This window comes from Pseudomonas sp. dw_612, from assembly GCF_018449725.1.
Classification (GTDB): Bacteria; Pseudomonadota; Gammaproteobacteria; order Pseudomonadales; family Pseudomonadaceae; genus Aquipseudomonas.
The window spans coordinates 26,888-44,138 of the sequence record NZ_JAAVVC010000006.1 but is presented as its reverse complement, the minus strand read 5'-3'; the positions used below and the strand labels follow the sequence as shown (position 1 = coordinate 44,138).

17 protein-coding genes are annotated in these 17,251 nt (G+C 61.2%); 8 read left to right on the top strand and 9 right to left on the bottom strand.

The features are described from left to right. Positions 1 to 9: 9 nt before the first annotated feature. The 4 genes from HB680_RS11585 to HB680_RS11570 all read right to left on the bottom strand — a co-directional run bounded on the left by HB680_RS11585 (position 10) and on the right by HB680_RS11570 (position 3,814). Entirely contained in the window at positions 10 to 798 is a 789-nt protein-coding gene (locus HB680_RS11585; RefSeq protein ID WP_213938678.1) for a crotonase/enoyl-CoA hydratase family protein, read from the bottom strand. Continuing rightward, positions 795 to 1,616, bottom strand: coding sequence for an enoyl-CoA hydratase-related protein (locus HB680_RS11580; protein ID WP_213938676.1), 822 nt, complete (start codon positions 1,614 to 1,616; stop codon positions 795 to 797). Before HB680_RS11580 ends, HB680_RS11585 begins: the two co-directional genes overlap by 4 nt. Beyond that, a complete protein-coding gene (locus tag HB680_RS11575; protein WP_213938675.1) occupies positions 1,609 to 2,832 on the bottom strand; it encodes a CoA transferase in 1,224 nt (407 codons plus the stop codon). The genes HB680_RS11580 and HB680_RS11575 overlap by 8 nt, the downstream gene beginning before the upstream one ends. A 181-nt stretch (positions 2,833 to 3,013) precedes the next feature. Next, complete coding sequence (locus HB680_RS11570) at positions 3,014 to 3,814, bottom strand: IclR family transcriptional regulator (protein WP_213938673.1); 801 nt, start codon at positions 3,812 to 3,814, stop codon at positions 3,014 to 3,016. A 199-nt stretch (positions 3,815 to 4,013) separates the two neighbouring features. Between HB680_RS11570 and HB680_RS11565 the strand changes: the two genes are divergently transcribed. Together HB680_RS11565 and HB680_RS11560 are read left to right on the top strand one after the other, a co-directional pair. Beyond that, complete coding sequence (locus HB680_RS11565) at positions 4,014 to 5,168, top strand: iron-containing alcohol dehydrogenase (RefSeq protein ID WP_213939007.1); 1,155 nt, start codon at positions 4,014 to 4,016, stop codon at positions 5,166 to 5,168. A gap of 50 nt (positions 5,169 to 5,218) precedes the next feature. Continuing rightward, positions 5,219 to 5,629 (top strand): thioesterase family protein, encoded by a 411-nt coding sequence (locus tag HB680_RS11560; protein ID WP_213939006.1) that lies wholly within the window; start codon positions 5,219 to 5,221, stop codon positions 5,627 to 5,629. 23 nt (positions 5,630 to 5,652) lie between these two features. Here HB680_RS11560 and HB680_RS11555 read toward each other — a convergent pair whose 3' ends face one another. Both HB680_RS11555 and HB680_RS11550 read right to left on the bottom strand, forming a co-directional pair. Further along, positions 5,653 to 6,630, bottom strand: coding sequence for an aldo/keto reductase (locus HB680_RS11555; RefSeq protein ID WP_213938671.1), 978 nt, complete (start codon positions 6,628 to 6,630; stop codon positions 5,653 to 5,655). Between the two features lie 41 nt (positions 6,631 to 6,671). Then, positions 6,672 to 7,619 (bottom strand): LysR family transcriptional regulator, encoded by a 948-nt coding sequence (locus HB680_RS11550; RefSeq protein WP_213938669.1) that lies wholly within the window; start codon positions 7,617 to 7,619, stop codon positions 6,672 to 6,674. Between the two features lie 134 nt (positions 7,620 to 7,753). On the opposite strand from HB680_RS11550, the gene HB680_RS11545 reads away from it, so the two are divergent. Continuing rightward, positions 7,754 to 8,611, top strand: a complete 858-nt coding sequence (locus HB680_RS11545) for an oxidoreductase (RefSeq protein WP_213938667.1) — start codon at positions 7,754 to 7,756, stop codon at positions 8,609 to 8,611. A 21-nt stretch (positions 8,612 to 8,632) separates the two neighbouring features. Here HB680_RS11545 and HB680_RS11540 read toward each other — a convergent pair whose 3' ends face one another. Continuing rightward, entirely contained in the window at positions 8,633 to 9,556 is a 924-nt protein-coding gene (locus HB680_RS11540) for a LysR family transcriptional regulator (protein WP_213938665.1), read from the bottom strand. Between the two features lie 182 nt (positions 9,557 to 9,738). On the opposite strand from HB680_RS11540, the gene HB680_RS11535 reads away from it, so the two are divergent. The 3 genes from HB680_RS11535 to HB680_RS11525 all read left to right on the top strand — a co-directional run bounded on the left by HB680_RS11535 (position 9,739) and on the right by HB680_RS11525 (position 13,361). After that, positions 9,739 to 10,908 carry an FAD binding domain-containing protein gene (locus tag HB680_RS11535; protein WP_213938663.1) on the top strand — a complete coding sequence of 390 codons (1,170 nt, stop codon included), beginning with the start codon at positions 9,739 to 9,741 and terminating at the stop codon, positions 10,906 to 10,908. A gap of 41 nt (positions 10,909 to 10,949) precedes the next feature. Continuing rightward, positions 10,950 to 12,152: an alpha/beta fold hydrolase gene (locus HB680_RS11530; RefSeq protein WP_213938661.1), complete on the top strand. Its 1,203-nt coding sequence runs from the start codon at positions 10,950 to 10,952 to the stop codon at positions 12,150 to 12,152. A 96-nt stretch (positions 12,153 to 12,248) separates the two neighbouring features. After that, a complete protein-coding gene (locus HB680_RS11525; RefSeq protein WP_213938659.1) occupies positions 12,249 to 13,361 on the top strand; it encodes an alkene reductase in 1,113 nt (370 codons plus the stop codon). A gap of 24 nt (positions 13,362 to 13,385) precedes the next feature. Here the strand turns inward: HB680_RS11525 and HB680_RS11520 are convergent, their stop codons facing one another. Beyond that, complete coding sequence (locus HB680_RS11520; RefSeq protein WP_213938657.1) at positions 13,386 to 14,282, bottom strand: LysR family transcriptional regulator; 897 nt, start codon at positions 14,280 to 14,282, stop codon at positions 13,386 to 13,388. Between the two features lie 96 nt (positions 14,283 to 14,378). Here HB680_RS11520 and HB680_RS11515 point away from each other — a divergent pair, with 96 nt between their 5' ends. Continuing rightward, positions 14,379 to 14,762, top strand: coding sequence for a glyoxalase (locus HB680_RS11515; RefSeq protein ID WP_213938656.1), 384 nt, complete (start codon positions 14,379 to 14,381; stop codon positions 14,760 to 14,762). 28 nt (positions 14,763 to 14,790) lie between these two features. After that, complete coding sequence (locus HB680_RS11510; protein WP_213938654.1) at positions 14,791 to 15,990, top strand: MFS transporter; 1,200 nt, start codon at positions 14,791 to 14,793, stop codon at positions 15,988 to 15,990. A gap of 7 nt (positions 15,991 to 15,997) precedes the next feature. On the opposite strand, the gene HB680_RS11505 is transcribed toward HB680_RS11510, so the two are convergent. Beyond that, the gene (locus HB680_RS11505) at positions 15,998 to 16,996 is read right to left on the bottom strand and encodes an acyltransferase family protein (RefSeq protein ID WP_213939005.1); all 999 of its coding nucleotides are present in this window, start codon (positions 16,994 to 16,996) and stop codon (positions 15,998 to 16,000) included. Between the last annotated feature and the right edge of the window lie 255 nt (positions 16,997 to 17,251).

Genomic DNA, 17,251 nt, shown 5'->3' with positions numbered 1-17,251 from the left:
AAGAGTGGGTCAACCGATGCGCCGAACAATGGCTTCGACCCGGTCACGGTGGTCATCGGTGGCATGGGCCAGCGCCTGGAAAGCCGCCGACATTTCCAGGATGGTTTCCAGCCGTGCATGGGCCGATTCGCGCATCAAACGCTTGGCCATGCGCAACGCGTGACCGGGGTTGACGGCGATGCGCTCGGCCAGGGCCTGCGCCTCATCCAGCAGTGCCTCGTGCCCAACCACTCGGGAAATCAGGCCGTAAGCCAGGGCCGTGGGCGCATCAATGGTGTCGCCGGTGAACGTCATTTCCGCTGCCCGTGCGACCCCGATGGCGCGCTGCAGCAACCAGGCGCCGCCATCCCCCGGAATGATCCCGACCTTGACGAAGCTCTCGGCGAAGGTGGCTTTTTCACTGGCGATCCGCAGATCACACATACAGGCCAGATCCAGGCCGGCACCGATGGCGGGGCCATTGATCGCGGCAATGATCGGCACCTCCAACCGGTGCAAGGCCATGGTCACGCGGTGGATGCCTTCCTGGTAGCGATAGCGTTCTTCAATCGGTTCGGCGGTGCGATCCTGGGCACGCTGGTGCATCAGTTTTACATCGCCACCAGCGCAAAAGGCCTTGCCGGCGCCGGTCAGTATCGCGACGCGAATACTGCGGTTGCTCTGCAGGCGGGCGCAGGCCTGCTCGATGGCGTCGAACTCCCGGGCGGTGCTCAGCGCGTTGCGGGTATCCGGCGAATTCAGGGTCAGCACGGCGATGCCATCGCGCTCGACCACAGTGACAAAAGGAACGTCGGTCATTGAGACTCTCCAGAGAACCGGGGCAAGCGTTTCTCGCGAAACGCCAACACACCTTCTTGATGATCGGCACTGCGGCGCGCGACATTGAGTGCCTGCTGGCTGCTACGGACGGCTTCCAGCAACGTTTGTTCGTGGGCGGCCCAGGCCTGCTGCTTGATCACCGCCAGCGAGCGCGGCGAACAACGCTCCACCAACGCAAGCAGATAATCTTCGACGTGAGCGTTGAAGCCTTCGGCCTCGACCACATGATTGACCAGCCCCATTTGCCGGGCTTCCGCCGCCTCGATCAAACGCCCGGACAACAACAGGTCGTTGCTCGCGCCCGGCCCGATCAACCGCGGCAGCCACCAGGCGATGCCGTACTCGGCGACCAGCCCGACCCGACTGTAAGTGAAGCCCATACGCGCTTGGGCCGAGGCGATACGGATGTCGCAAAACGCTGCCAACACCAGTCCGACACCCACGGCCGCGCCATTGATCGCGGCCACTATCGGTTTGCGCGCCTGGATCAGGTAGCCGAAGCGAAAGTCTTCGAGACGCTGAGGCTCCAGGGCGTAGGGCAACTCCGCCGACGGCGCTGGCGAGGCCCGCAAATCGGCCCCGGAACAGAAGCCTTCACCCATGCCGCTGATGCAAATCACCCGACAGTCCGGATCGTGCTCGGCACGGATCACACTGGCCCGCAACTCGGCGTCCATGCTGGCGCTCAAGGCGTTGCGTCTTGCCGGGCGATTGAGGGTGATCCAGGCCACCTGACGATCCAGCAGATACAGCACGGACGGAGCATCTTCCTCGGCAAACGCGGAGTCATTAATCATGGCGTTTTCGCTCGGACAAGACCGCGCCCTGACCCAACAGCTGCTCGATCTGCGCGTCCGAATAGGCCGCTTCGCGCAAAATCTCCCGGGCGTGCTGGTTGTACTCCGGCGGTGCGCTGTGCACCTGACCGGGGGTACGCGACAACTTGATCGGAATCCCGGTGCTCTGGTACTCGCCAATCTGCACCACCATCTCGCGATGCACGGTGTGGGGATGCGTCAACGCCTGGTCCACCGACTGCACAGCCCCGGCACCCACGCCCACGGCCATCAGTTTCTGGCAGATGTCCACGCCTTCGAAATGCGCCAGTTGCGCTTCCATGGCATCCGTCAGAACCCGGCGATTGATGATGCGTTTGGCGTTGCTGGAAAAGCGTTCATCCTCGGCCAGTTCCGGCAACTCCAGCACCGCGCACATCCGCTTGAACTGGTTGTCGTTGCCCACAGTGATCAGCACCGGTTGGGTCTTGGTGGTGAACAGACTGTAAGGCGAAATGCTCGGGTGTTCATTGCCGGTGAGCCCCGGCACTTTGCCGGACATGAACCAGTTGGGCGCATGCGGGTGCAACAGGCTGATCGCCGTGTCGTAGAGCGTCAGGTCGACATGCTGCCCCTGGCCGGACCGATCCCGTTCATACAGCGCCAGCAGAATGCCGATCACAGCGTTACTGGCGGTGGACATGTCGATCACCGGAATCCCCAAGCGAAGCGGGCCACTTTCCGGTGTGCCGTTGGTGGAGACCAGTCCCGACCACGCTTGCGCCATCAAGTCGTAACCCGGCTGGCCACCGAATGGCCCGTCCTTGCCAAAACCGGTGACGCTGGCGTGAATCAATCGTTCGAAGCGCTTGGACAGGACGTCAAAGCCAATGCCCCATTTCTCCAGCGTTCCGGGTTTGAAGTTCTCGATCAGCACGTCCGCGTCTTCGAGCAGACGCATCAGGACCTCACGCCCCTCCTCTTTGGACAGGTCCAGGGCCAGTGTGCGTTTATTGCGATTGACGTTCAGGAAGTAGGCCGAGGCGTCGCCCCTGAAGGGAGGCCCCCACTCGCGGGTTTCATCGCCCTGCGGCGGTTCGACCTTGATCACATCGGCGCCATGGTCGGCGAGAATCTGCGCCGCCAGCGGCCCTCCCAGCACCCTGGACAAATCGATCACTCGCACGCCTTTCAGCGCACTGGAAGTCGACACTGACGGTCGGGATGAGGTGCCCATAAAACGATCTCCATAACGGTTTCTTGTTTTCGCCGCGCCGCAAGGGCCGCAGGTCATGTCAACCGATTATGTGCAAGCGCTTGCCCGGCAGCGACGGCCTAATCCCACTGAATGGAATTGCCCGGATCAACCTGCCGCTGCAGATCCACGCCACTTGCCTTCGCTCACGGGCGCAAACCCTCTACGACAAGTCTTCCAGGGCGCGGACCTGCGCCAATTGCTCACGGACTTTTTGCAACAGGCCTTCAAGCAACGGCACCAGCTCGCTGTCGATTTGCCCGGCCGTGAAATCCTGGCTGGCGAAGCTGATGTTGAACACGTAGGGCGGTTGATCCTCAAGCCCAAGGGGCAAAGCGATGGAGGTAATGCCGGCCTGCCACGAAGCCTGACAGACACCCTGGTTGTGCAGCGCTGTACGTGCCTGAGCGATCGCGGCGCGCACCTGCTTCCAGTTTTTCGGGTGGCGGGGCTTGAGTTGATTCAGCAGCGAGTCCAGCGCCGGGCCGGACAAGGTCGACAAGTACGCTTGCCCCAATGAGGTGATTTCGATGGGCACGCGCGAACCGCTGGTGACATGCCGAAACAGTCCGCTGCGGTTCTTGCGCACAGACTCCAGATACACCATGTCCGTCTGGTCGGCGACCGCCAGGCCGACGTTGATCTTGTGGCCTTCAGCAATCTCACGCATCAGCGGTTGGGCCAGTTTGAGGATCTCGGATTCCAGGCGCAGGGCATGGGCCAGGCTCAGCAATGGCGGTCCAAGGCGGTAGGTGCCTCGCTGTAATTCGTATTGCAGGAAACCGTTTTCCACCAGCGTCTGGGTCAGACGACTGATGGTCGAGCGCGGCAGACCGGTCAGCTCCACCAACTCTGCATTACCGAGGGCCGCGACGCCGGGACGGAAGGCCCGCAGGATCAACAGTGCGCGCTCGACTGAACGGTTGGAGGGCGAGCTGCGGGACTCAGTGAGTTTTCTGGGCATCGGTACGTTCCTCAATCTTGATCATGACAACGGCGGCTCAACGGTTTACAGAAAACGCGGAGACGACGTCTCAGCCAATCCCACTCAATGGAATTAGCCGCTACTGCCTACGGTAGTCGACGTCGATAATCGATTGAAAGCCATGGTGGCGGCTTTTCTCGCCCGCCAGGCACTCCCCGTCACCTTCGAGAACCTGCCCATGCTCAAAAGCTTCAGTTTCCAGACCGTCAAATCCCTGCTCGTCGAAGCGGGTGCAACGGCCCGCCTCGGTGAAATCGCCCGCCAGCACGGGATGCGCTCAGTGCTGCTGGTGTCCGACGCCGGCGTCCAGCGCCTGGGTCTGCTGGACGCTGCGATAGCCAGTTTGCAGGCCTCCGGCGTCACCATCAGCGTATTCACCGATGTCGAAGCCGACCCCACGTCAGCCATGGTTGAAGCTGCGGCCGCCGCAGCGTGTTTCGTCGGCGCGGATGGCGTGATCGGCATCGGTGGCGGTAGCCCCATGGACGTCGCCAAACTCGCCGCTTTGCTGGCCCGGGGCGAACAGACCCTGGAGATGATCTACGGCGTCGGCCTCGCCAGCGGTCAACGCCTGCCGCTGATCCTGATTCCGACCACGGCCGGCACCGGTTCCGAAGTCACTCCCGTGGCCATCGTCACCACCGCCAGCGGCGAAAAGAAAGGCGTCGTTTCGCCGCTGCTGCTGCCGGACTGTGCGCTGCTCGACGCGCTCCTGACCCTGGGCTTGCCAAAGTCGGTCACGGCGGCGACCGGCATTGACGCGATGGTTCACGCCCTGGAGGCCTACACCAGCCGGCGTCTGAAAAACCCGATTTCCGACTGCCTCGCACTCGACGCCCTGCGCCTGCTGAGCACGCACATTGTTCAGGCCTGCGAGCAGGGACAGGACGTGGCCGCCCGCGAAGCAATGTTGCTCGGTGCCTGCCTGGCCGGAATGGCGTTCGCGAATGCGCCGGTGGCCGCCGTGCATGCCCTCGCCTATCCCGTCGGCGCGCTGTTCCATGTGCCGCATGGCCTGTCGAATTCCCTGCTACTACCGGGGGTGATGGCGTTCAACCTGCCCGAAGCCCAAGCCTTGTACGCCGAACTGGCCAGGGTGGTCGTGCCCGACGCTGAGGGCGACAGCGCGGCGCTGGCGGCTGCATTGCTGCAGAAAATGACGCGCCTGCCGGTTCAATTGGGCCTGCCGACGCGCCTCGCCGACGTGGGCATTCAGGCAACCGATCTGCCAAAACTGGCGGAAGACGCCATGAAGCAAACGCGCCTGCTGATCAACAACCCACGCGAGATGACCTACGACGCAGCCCTGGCTATTTATCAGGGGGCGCTGTGACGCAACGACAGGCGGCACAAACCCGTGATCTGTTTCCAGTACTCCGCCCGATGCCGACGCGTTGGGCGGACAACGACAGTTACGGGCATATCAACAACGTGGTGTATTACGCCTACTTCGACACGGTGGTGAATACCTGGCTCATGGAGCAACGTGCCTTGCTGCCCCTGGAGGCCGGCGCGCAAACCATTGGCTTGGTGGTCGAGACCCAGTGTCGTTACTTCGCCTCGGCGCAGTTCCCTGACGTACTGGACATCGGGCTGCGTGTCGCCCGCATCGGCACCAGCAGCGTTCGCTACGAACTGGCGGTCTTTCGCAGCGGCCACAACGTTGCCGCTGCGCAAGGCCATTTCGTGCATGTGTACGTGGACAGTGTGAACAGGAGGCCGGTGAAGGCATTGCCGACAGCGCTGCGGGCGGCGCTGGTGAAACTTGAATCAACGGATGCGCAGGCGACCTGAGGTCGCCGCGCCCCGCTCCCACCTTACTGGCCGACAATCGCCTTGGGCCGATAAGGCGCTTCCAGCAATTGCACTTCTTCAGGACTCAACTGAATGCTCAGCGCCGCGATGGCATCTTCCAGGTGCCCGGCCCTCGAAGCACCGACAATCGGCGAGGTGACTTCAGATTTGCCCAGCACCCATGCCAGCGCCACTTGTGCGCGGGGCACACCCCGGGCCCGAGCGACCGTCGCCACCGCCTCGATGATCGCGCGGTCGGCCAGATCGTCATCGGCGTACAGGTTCCTGGCAATGTCGTCGTTTTCCGAGCGCTCGCTGCTCTGGCCCCAGTCCCGGGTCAGGCGACCACGGGCCAACGGGCTCCAAGGCATCACGGCAATGTTTTCCTCGCGACACAACGGCAACATTTCCCGTTCTTCCTCACGACTGAGCAAGTTGATGTGGTTCTGCATGCTGACGAATCGCGTCCAGTCATTGAGGTCGGCGGTGTACAGCGCCTTGGCAAACTGCCAGGCGTACATCGACGAGGCACCGATGTAGCGAACCTTGCCGGCCTTGACGATATCGTGGAGTGCTTCAAGGGTTTCTTCGATCGGGGTCGAATAGTCCCAGCGATGGATCTGATACAAGTCGACATAGTCCGTGCCCAGACGTCGCAGACTGTCGTCGATGGCCTGGAAAATCGCCTTTCTCGACAGGCCTCCCGTATTAGGTTTGTCGCCCCAGGGAAAATACACCTTGGTCGCCAATACAACTTCATCACGGCGCGCGAAATCCTTTAGGGCGCGCCCCACAAACTCTTCGCTGGTGCCCGCCGAATAGCTGTTGGCGGTGTCGATAAAGTTGATCCCGGCATCCAGCGCCTGCTTGATCAACACCCGACTCGGTTGCTCGGCCAAGGTCCAGGTATGCCGACCACGCGACGCTTCGCCGTAAGTCATGCAACCCAGACACAATCGGGAAACCTTGAGTCCCGTGCGCCCCAGATTCACGTACTTCATGACAACCTCCTGTTTCGATGGCAACGGGCTGAATTCAGCCGTTAAAGAATCCGTAGCGACTCCGCTGGCCGCAGAGGCGGCGCATCGGAAAAATGCCCGCCCGAAGGATCACGCAAGAAGTCGATGAGCGCCCTGAGTTTGCGGGTCACCCGGCGACGGTCGGAGTAATACAGCGTGAACCCGGGAAGCTCGGGGCCCCACTCCTCGAACAGGCTGACCAACTCGCCACGCTCGATAAACCGATCAATGTAGCCGCTGATCATGTAGCCGATACCGTTGCCATCCAGCGCGCTTTGCACCAGGGCGGCCGAGTCGTTGACGATCAGCCGGCCGCGCACGGGCAACTGCAGGGTTTCCTTGCCCTTGACCAGGTCCCAGCGCTCGATCACGCCGCCGGAGGATCGGAAGCAAATGCAGTTGTGGTTGAGCAAATCGGTGGGCTGTTCGGGGGTGCCGTGACGCGCCAGATAGGCCGGAGACGCAATAATGCGCATGCGGACTTTGGGCCCGACTTTGATCGCGACCATGTCACGCTCGACAAAATCGCCGAAACGAATGCCTGCGTCGAAACCCAGCCGGACAATGTCGACGAACGCGTTCTCCATGCTGATTTCCAGGTCGATTTGCGGATACGCCTCTAAAAACGCCGACAACATGGGTTGCAGAATCGACATGTACGCCGAGCGCGGAACATTCAAGCGCAGCAGCCCGGACGGCGCGCCTGTCGTGTCTCCCAATTCCAGCGCGGCAGACGTCAACACGTTTACTGCGGGCTGGACTTTGGCCAGAAATCCGACGCCGGCCTCGGTCAGGCTGACACTGCGGGTGGTGCGATTGAACAGCGCAATGCCCAGGCGCCGCTCCAGATTGCGGATGACCTGGCTCACGGCCGAAGGTGAAACCCCCAACCTGATCGCCGCAGCCGAGAAACTGGAATGTTCGGCCACACAGACGAAGGTCACGAGCCCATCGAGTTGGTCCTGGCGCATGGTTACCCTCCGCAAAAGTCATTTTTTATACCACAAGCATTATGAAGATTGACTTCAAAGCCTGAGTCAACTCCAGCGGATTGTCCGAGCGGTTGCAAGCCTGAACAATCCTGCGTCTTACCGGAGGAATCATCATGGCTACCGAACACCTGACTCACGAACCGCATAAAACCTGGCTGATCACCGGCGTCAGCTCCGGTTTTGGCAAGGCGCTGGCCACTACCCTGCTGTCAGCCGGCCACCGCGTCGTCGGCACGTTGCGCAACGAGGCGCAGCGCCAGGCCTTCGATCAACTCAAACCGGGTTATTCGTTTGGACGCCTGCTGGATGTCACCGACAGCGCTTCGATTCCAGGCGCGGTCGCCGAGATCGAAAGCACGATTGGCGCCATCAATGTCCTGGTCAACAACGCGGGCTACGGTCATGAGGGCTTGATCGAAGAGTCTTCGCTGGAGGACTTTCGCCAGCAGTTCGAGGTCAACGTGTTCGGTGCCGTGACCATGATCAAAGCCGTACTGCCGTTTATGCGTGAGCGCCGTAGCGGGCATATCCTGAACATTACCTCCATGGGCGGGCTGACCACGTTCCCGGGCCTTGGGGTCTATCACGGCAGCAAATTTGCGCTGGAAGGGATTTCCGAAACCCTGGGCAAAGAGGTCAAGCCGTTCGGTATCGCGGTCACCGCGATTGAACCCGGCGCCTTCCGCACCGATTGGGCCGGCCGTTCCATGGTCAGGGCTGAACGTTCCGTCGCGGACTACGACGCAACCTTCGACAGCCAGCGCAAGGCAAGAATGGAACGCAGCGGCCAGCAAGCCGGCGATCCGCTCAAGGCAGCCCTGGCCATCCTGCAGGTTGTGGCCTCGCCGACGCCGCCGGCGCATCTGCTGCTGGGGCGTGACGCCGTGCAATTTGTGAAGGAAAAGCTCGCGGCGCTGCAAGCGGAAATACAGCAATGGGAAACGGTTTCGCTGGGGACTGATTTCGCCTGATTGCGGACACTCGTTCGCCATTCAGGCATCGCTCGACGCATCCCAGTACGGCGGCGCGCCGAAACGCTCGACAAGGAAGTCGACAAACGCACGAACCGTCTTCGAGGCGCGACGATTCGGCAGATACACCGCATAGATCGACCCACTATTGCCGCCGAGTCCTGCCTCCCATTCAGGGAGAACGACGCGCAAGCGCCCTGCCTCGATGTCGGCACCCACGAGCCAACTGGGCAGCAGCACCAGGCCCATGCCGCCGATGGCAGCTTCTCGCAGTATTTCGGAGTTGTTCGTGCGCAGGCTACCGCTGACGCGGACGGACTCCTGGGACGGTCCAGAAAACCGCCAGAGGCTGTTGCCCCGGGTGTAGGAGAACGTCAGGCAATTGTGGCCGGAGAGTTCGGCGGGTGATCGCGGCGCTCCCCGCTGGTCACAGTAGTCCGGGCTGGCACACACCAGCCGGCGATGAGGTGCAATCCGACGTGCGACAACGCTTGAGGTTTCGACACTGCCGAGGCGGATGGCCAGATCCAGCCGCTCCCCGACCAGATCGACCACGTCGTCCGACAACGTGAGATCCAGCTGGATCTCTGGATACAACCTGGCAAATGCCGGGATGGCAGGAGCGATATGCAGACGCGCGAACGTTACAGGCAGGCTCACTCTCAACAGCCCACGAGGCGGGCCTGCCGACTCGCTGACCTCAAGGTTGGCGTTTTCCAGGTCGCCCAGAATTCGCACCGCATGCTCGAAGTAGCTCTCGCCCAAGCCGGTCAAGGTCACGCTGCGTGTCGATCGATTGAGCAACTGGGTCCCGAGACTTCTCTCCAAGGCATCGATCTGGCGAGTCACCGACGAAGTGGCCACCCCCATCTGTCGGCCGGCAGGCGCAAATCCCCCTCTCTCGACAACGGCCACAAATGCTTTCAGCGCTGCGAATGTATCCATGCTCCACCTTTGCGTTTTGCGCAACGAACCTACCCGATTCTGCATGATTATCAATTATTGCGCTACGACCTACAGTGACGTCCAAGCGAGGTGCAATCATGCCAACTTTGATCGATGTCACATCAGCGTCCCGTTCTCCCGAGTCTGTTATTCCCCATGAACGCGCGTCGGAGCGTCACGTCATGAACACGCCTGAACGATCCCCTCAACGTGCACTGATCATCGGCGGTTCACTCGGCGGCCTGTTTACGGGCAACCTGCTGCGGCGTGCCGGGTGGGATGTCGATATTTATGAGCGCTCGCCGCACAGTCTCGACAGCCGTGGCGGCGGCATCGTTCTTCAGCCCGAAGTGGTTGAGGTTTTTCGTCGGACCGGCGTGGACCTCCAGCCGCTTGAGCTGGGTGTCCAGTCCCGGTCACGCACGGTATTTCGGCCCGACGGCTCGATCCAGAGCAAGCATGTCGCGCCCCAGACCCAGACATCCTGGTCGCTCATCTATTCGACAATGCGCGCCGCTTTCGGTGAGGAACATTATCACCAGGGCCAAAAACTGGTGGGCCTCAGCCAGACACCGGACCACCGCGTGACGGCACGGTTCGCGGATGGCACACAAGAGACTGCCGACCTGCTGGTGGGTGCCGATGGCAGCAGTTCCACGGTGCGCCACCTGCTGTGGCCCACCGAAGAACCAAGCTACGCCGGCTATCTGGCGTGGCGTGGCCTGGTCCCCGAGGACGAAATGCCGGCAATGGCTCGTGAGGCGTTATCGGGTGACTTCAGTTTTTCCAGCAACGTGCAGTCGCACATCCTCGGCTATCTCGTTCCCGGTGATGGCAACGATACGCGACCAGGCCACCGGCTCTACAACTGGGTCTGGTATCGCGTCGCCGATAACGCGCAACTGCACGAGATCATGACCGATGCAGGCGGTCGCGATCGTGGCTTTTCGATTCCCGAGGGAAAGCTTGCGTCCCATTGGCGCGAGCACCTCTATCGTGAGGCCGATGCGCTGTTGCCCGCGCCTTTGCGGGCCGTGGTCAGGGCCACAACGCAACCCTTTGCTCAAGCGATCCGCGACCTCGCGGTCGATCACATGGTCGACGGTCGGATCATTTTGCTCGGCGATGCAGCGTCGATCCCCCGGCCACATACCGCGGCAAGCACCTCAAAAGCCGCGAGCAATGCCCTGTCGTTACTCGCTGCACTGCAAACCTTTCCCGACGATCCGGACCTGGCGCTCAGCCACTGGCAACCAGAGCAATTGGCGCTTGGCAGGTATCTGCGCGACCAGGGCAGCCGCATCGGTGATCACCTTTTGTTCCAGTCGTCGCGTCCGGCTACCGCCAGATAAACGCAAACACTTTTCTATCGAAAAACCGTAGGAGTACTTCCATGAAATTCCTGTTTGAAGACGAGTCTTTTTCTTTCGAAACCCTGCGCACTGCCGGCTTCGCCAACTACGGTGGCGCCGACCTCGGCGAAGTCATTGTCACCGCACGGGCCATTCCCGAAGGCGATGAAGATGCCTGGCTGAAACAGTGGGAGGCCACGGCCGATCGCGTGGCGAAAATCGGCGAGAAATCCCTTGCCTCCGGGCATTCTGTCAGTGCACGCCAGGCCTTCTTCCGCGCCTCGAACTACTACCGCACGGCCGAGTTCTTCAAACGCGCCAACCCGGTCAATGATGCCGATGTAGCCCGTTTGTCCGGTCGTTCGACTCAGACCTTTATTCAAGCGGCCCGACTGCTCGAGACGCCTTTCGAGATCGTCGAAATCCCCTACGAGAACACCACGCTGCCCGGCTACCTGTTCCTGGCCGACCACTCCGGTGAGCCCAAGCCGACGATCATTTACAACAACGGCTTCGATTCGACGCAAGAAGAATCCTATGTCGCCATCGGCGCCGCCGCCTTGAGTCGTGGCTACAACGTCCTTGCATTCGATGGCCCTGGCCAGGGCGCGGCCATTCGCGAGTCGAAGCTGACGTTTCGTCATGACTGGGAAGCCGTGATCACGCCGGTCATCGATTTCGCCCTGACCCGCCCGGAAGTGGCGCCGGACAAGATCGCCCTGTTCGGCTATAGCCTGGGCAGCTACCTGGTGGCACGTGCCGCCGCGTTCGATCACCGACCGGCCGCGATCATCCTGGACGACGGCATCCTGGACTTCCATGCCGCCTTCGAACACATGCTGCCGCCGTACCTGGTGTCGTGGATCCATGCACAGAAAGACGACGAGGCCGATTCGGTGCTGCGCATGATCATGGCCCTCAAAACCGGCCCGCGCTGGGCCATGCAGAACGGTATGTGGACCTTCGGCACCACCTCTCCCAGCGAGTTCGTGCGCAAGAGCAAGCTCTACACACTGGCCGGGATCGCCGGTGACATCACGGCAGCGACACTGGTGCTCGATGCCGAGAACGATCAGTTCCTCAAAGGCCAGCCCCAGGCGATCCACGCCGCGCTCAAGTCAGCGAAACAGTTGGTGACGCTGACCGAAGCAGAAGGTGCAGGCGAGCATTGCCACATGGGCGCGATGTTCCGCGCTCACCAGACCATCTTCGACTGGCTGGATGAAACCCTGGCCGGCCTCTGATCACCCCTTTGCGCCCGGCCGTTGGCCCCCATACCCGGCCGAGCGCCTTTTTAGAATTCGCGTCATCACATGACGACTTTTCCAAGGAGTAACACCTTGAACACTCATCTTTTCCAACCGATCGCACTGGGCACTTCCACCTTGCAACATCGGGTGGCCATGGCCCCGTTGACTCGCTCCCGTGCCGGCCAACCCGGCGATGTACCAACTGAAATGAACGTCGAGTATTACCGCCAGCGCGCCGGTGCCGCCTTCATCGTCACCGAAGCCACACAGATTTCCCGGCAAGGTCAGGGTTATGCCTGGACGCCGGGGATTTACAGCGAAGAACAGGTTCAGGCCTGGCAAGCGGTCAGCGAGGCCGTTCACAGCCGCGCCGGTACGATCTTCATGCAACTGTGGCATGTCGGTCGCGTCTCCCATCCGTCCTTCCAACCCGGTGGCATGCTGCCAGTCGCCCCCAGTGCCCTGCCCGTGCCAGGCAAAACCTTCATTGTCGATGACCAGGGCAACGGCATCTGGGGCGATGTTCCGGTCCCTCAGGAACTGACCCTCGACGGTATCCGGGAGATCATCGACGACTACCGCCGCGCGGCGCGCAACGCCATCCGCGCAGGCATGGACGGTGTCGAGATTCACGCCGGCAACGGTTACCTGCTCGACCAGTTCATCAACAGCAACAGCAATCATCGCCAGGACATCTATGGCGGCACGATTGAAAACCGTGCCCGCCTGCTGCTGGAAGTGGTCGAGGCCGTTGTCGACGAAGTGGGCGCCCAAAGGGTTGCGGTCCGCCTGACACCCATGGGCCGATTCATGGGCATGGGCGACGAAACGCCGCAAGCCACCTTTGGCCATATCGTGAGCCGGCTCAACGACTGGAACCTGGCCTATCTGCACCTGGTGGAACCCGCCGTTGTCGGGACCGTGAAGGACGAAAACTTCGACCCGCGCTGGGACGAAATCATCCACCAACTCAGAACACTGCATCGGGGCGTGTTGATGCTTGCTGGCGGCTACACCGGCGAAAGCGCGGAGCAAGCGCTTGCCCAGGGTCGGGCGGATATCATCGCGTTCGGACGACCGTTTATCGCCAATCCGGACCTGCCTGTGCGCCTGAGAGAGCGTCTGCCGTTGAACGAACCCGACCCCGCGACCTTCTTCGGTGGCGACAGCCGAGGTTACATCGACTATCCCAGCCACCCTTGAGGCGGCACGGCCCGACGCTAGCGGTCAGCCATTCACTTCCAGCGCCAGTTCCGAGCTGATGGTGTCAATCAAGGCCCGGACGCGGCGTGGCAACACACTCACCGGCGGGTACACAATCTGCAGCGCCGTCTGACCGGGCGAATAATCAGGGAGCACTTCCACCAGCCGTCCAGCCGCGAGGTCGGCCTGGACATCCCAGACGGATTTGTTGCAGATACCGTGGCCATCCAGACACCACTGCCGGACCAGCCCACCGTTGTTCGCCACCCGGCGGCCCCTGACCACGACGCGGTAGGCCTCACTCGCCACGCGGAAGGTCCAGACCCGATCGATGTTGCTGCCAAAGCGCATGACGATGCAGTCATGTCGGGAAAGGTCGTCCGGGTGCTGGGGGGTGCCGTTACGTTCGAGGTAGCCGGGGGCCGCGCAGATGACACGGCGGTTCTCGCCAATCGGTTTGGAGCGCAATGTGCTATCGGCCAGGAGCCCGTAGCGCACGGCGAAGTCGATGCCTTGGCTGACCAGGTCGACAAAACCATCGGTGAGATTGAGGTCGATGGTCACCGAAGGATGTTCGGCCAGAAACCGGTCGAGAATCGGCACAATCTGCGCTTGCCCAAGATCGACCGGCGCACTGAGGCGAATGAGCCCGGAGATTTTTTGCGCCCCCAGGCGGATGCTGCTTTCCAGCTCATCGGCTTCAGCCAGCAAGCGGCGGGCGCCTTCGGCCAGCAGTCGTCCTTCATCGGTCAGGCTGATCGAGCGCGTGGTGCGGGTGAGCAGACTCGCGCCGTAATAGCCTTCAAGCATCGCCAGGCGTTCGGAGACCGACGCCGGCGACAGCCCCAGCTCACGGCCGGCGGCAGACAGACCGCCCTTCTCGACGATCATCAGAAACAGCGCAAGGTTATCCAGCGTCATCTTTCGCCATCTCCGAAAAGTAATTTCGAATCCTAAGCAATTATCAAATTGCTGCGCAATGTCTATCTTCGCCACATCAACCGGCAGGAGACAGCCATGCACTTAGATCACGTCACCATCCGCACCCGCGATATCGACGGCACCCGGAATTTTTTCCGCAGCGTATTCGATCTGCAGGACGGCGAACGCCCGCAAGCCATCAAACGCATTCCCGGTCACTGGCTCTACACCGACGGCCAGCCACTGGTGCACATCATCGGCACCCAGGGCTATGGCATCGACCACGCCGCCGAAGCGATTGACCACGTGGGTTTTCGCCTCGACGGCTACGGCGCCTTCCGCCAGAAGCTGGAACGCCTGGGCATCCGCTACTCAACCATGGACCTGGAAGAATTGCAGGAACGTCGCCTGTTCTTCCGCGCCCCTGGCGGCCCGCTGCTCGAAGCGGTTTTTTCCGAACCTGTGCCATCCGCGCACTGATCAACTGACCTTTAGAAGGAGAATGACCATGTCACTGACTTCAAGAATGCCGATTCAAATCTGGATCCTGACCCTTTCCGCCTTTGCGATCGGCACCGCCGAATTTCTCATCGCCGGCATCCTGCCCCAAGTGGCCGACAGCCTGAAAATCAGCACCGGCCAGGCGGGTAACCTGATCACGGCCTATGCACTGGCCATCGTGATCGGTGGCCCGTTGCTGACGTTGTGGTTGTCGCGCTTCGAAAAGCGCAACGTACTGATCGTGCTCATGGGGCTGTTTGTCGCCGGCAACCTGATGTCCGCCTTCAGCACCGACTACACGACGCTGATGATCAGCCGTGTGGTGGCGGGCCTGACCCAAGGGCCGTTCTACGGGATCGGCGCGGTCGTCGCGACACGCATGGTGGCCGACAACATGGCCGGTAGAGCCGTTGGCCAGATGTTCGGTGGCTTGACCCTGGCCAACGTGCTCGGCGTACCGGCCGGAGCCTGGATCGGCAATGCCTTCGACTGGCACACCACGTTTCTCGTGGTCTCGGTCATGGGCGTCATCGCGATGCTGATGATCGCCGTCACCATCACCCGTACGCCCGCCGAAAAACCGGCCTCGGTGCTGACTCAACTCTCGGTCTTTCGTGACCGCAATCTACTGGCTAGCCTCGCCTTCACCATGCTCGGCTGGGTTGGTTTCATGACGCTGTACGGCTACATCGCGCCGGTGGCAGAACAAATCGCCGGCTTCGACCGCAGTGCGATTACCTGGGTACTGGTCGTGGTCGGCGCCGGCCTGGTGGTCGGTAACAGCATTGGCGGGCGTACCGCTGACGCCAATCTGCGCCGCTCGCTGATCGCCTGGCCGATCGCAATGATCGCCGCGCTGGTGCTGGTCGGCTTCGTTGCCCCTTACAAATGGCTGTTCCTGGTAGCGGCATTCATCTACGGCGTGACCACGTTTGCCAACCTGCCACCGATGCAAATGCGGGTCATGAAGTACGGCGCGAAAGCCCCTGAACTGGCAGCCACCGCGAACATCTCGGCCTTCAACATCGCCAATGCCCTGGGCGGGTTCATCGGCGGTGCCGTGATCGACAGCCACCTTGGCGCCTCCGCCATCCCGTTCGCCGCGGCCATCGTTCCGGTGCTCGGTCTGCTCCTTATCTTGTCGCAAGAAGCCAGGTTGCCTAAACAACCGAAGATCGCGGCGGCCTGTGCCTCGCTGGGCAATTGATGCCTGACTAGCCGGCAGTTCCGCTGCGCTGTTCTCCACTCGATCCAAATCTGACGCCAGCCCGAAGCGCGTGACGAAGTTTCAAGGCTGGCCGTTCGACGCAGTAATACGAGAGACCGCTCAACGCGAACGACAGCAGCAGAACAGCAGCGATCATCGTTGCGTCGTACGCCACCGGCCAGAAAGCCCGCAGCACATACATCACCACGAAGTGGTTCAGAAACACGCCGTAGCTGATGTTCCCCAGCAACTCATCCATTCGGTGGTACTTCAACTTGCTCAGCAGGAACACGGCCGGGACGCCCAAGGCAATGCCGGCGGTGACCTCCGCGTTGAAGGGGCGTCGGGGAATGAATCCGCTGACAATGGCCAGGAACATCAGCGTGGCGACGATGGCGGTGGCGGCAACGATCACCCTTCCTCGGGCCTGCATCCGGTACAGGTAGCTGCCGCAGAGGAAGATGAAGAGAACGCCGGGCAGCAGTCGGTAGCCGTAGACATCGGTGTTGATGTAACCGAGCGAAGCCACCATGAACACCGCCACGGACAGCGCATAGGCAACGCCTCGCAGCTTGTAGACGATCAAAAAAGGGATCAGCAGGTAGAAACACATTTCGAGCCCCAGCGACCAGGCCGCTGGCAGTATTTCAGGCACGGTGATGCCGTACATGTAAAAGCCCATCGGCACAATCGGCAGGCTGGTGACGATGTTGTTGACGGTCAACGCCGCCGCTTGGGGCGTGCCGGGCAACAGGAAATAGATCACGGCGCAGGAGCTTATGAAATAGAGCAGGAACTGCGGATAAAGCCGCAACACCCGATCCGCATAAAACAGGTGAAATTGCTCGGGGGCGTTGTAGTTCCTCTCGATCAACGAAGTCATCACAAAACCGCTGATGATCAGGAACGACACCACCGCAATGACGCCAGGGTTGAAGCCTGCCAACGTCACGCCCATATGAGAAATCGCCACCAGCATCGCCAGCAGCAGCCGATAAGCCCCCACGCGCATCATCCTTAAATGTCTGATTATTTTGCGCGGTACGTTACGTCGCTTTCTGCTCGGGGAGAAGCGTTTTCCTTGATCTGCTCCCTCTCTGCAAAGGCCTGGGTCAACACCTTGCATTGCGCGGCATCTTTCCTTCCCCGCCAATAAATTCCTCTCTCATGAAAATCACATAAATCTCACAATGCAGAATATTTGTTAAATCTCTATTTACAGAATTTTTGATTGGGACTAGATTGGCTCCATGGGCCCACC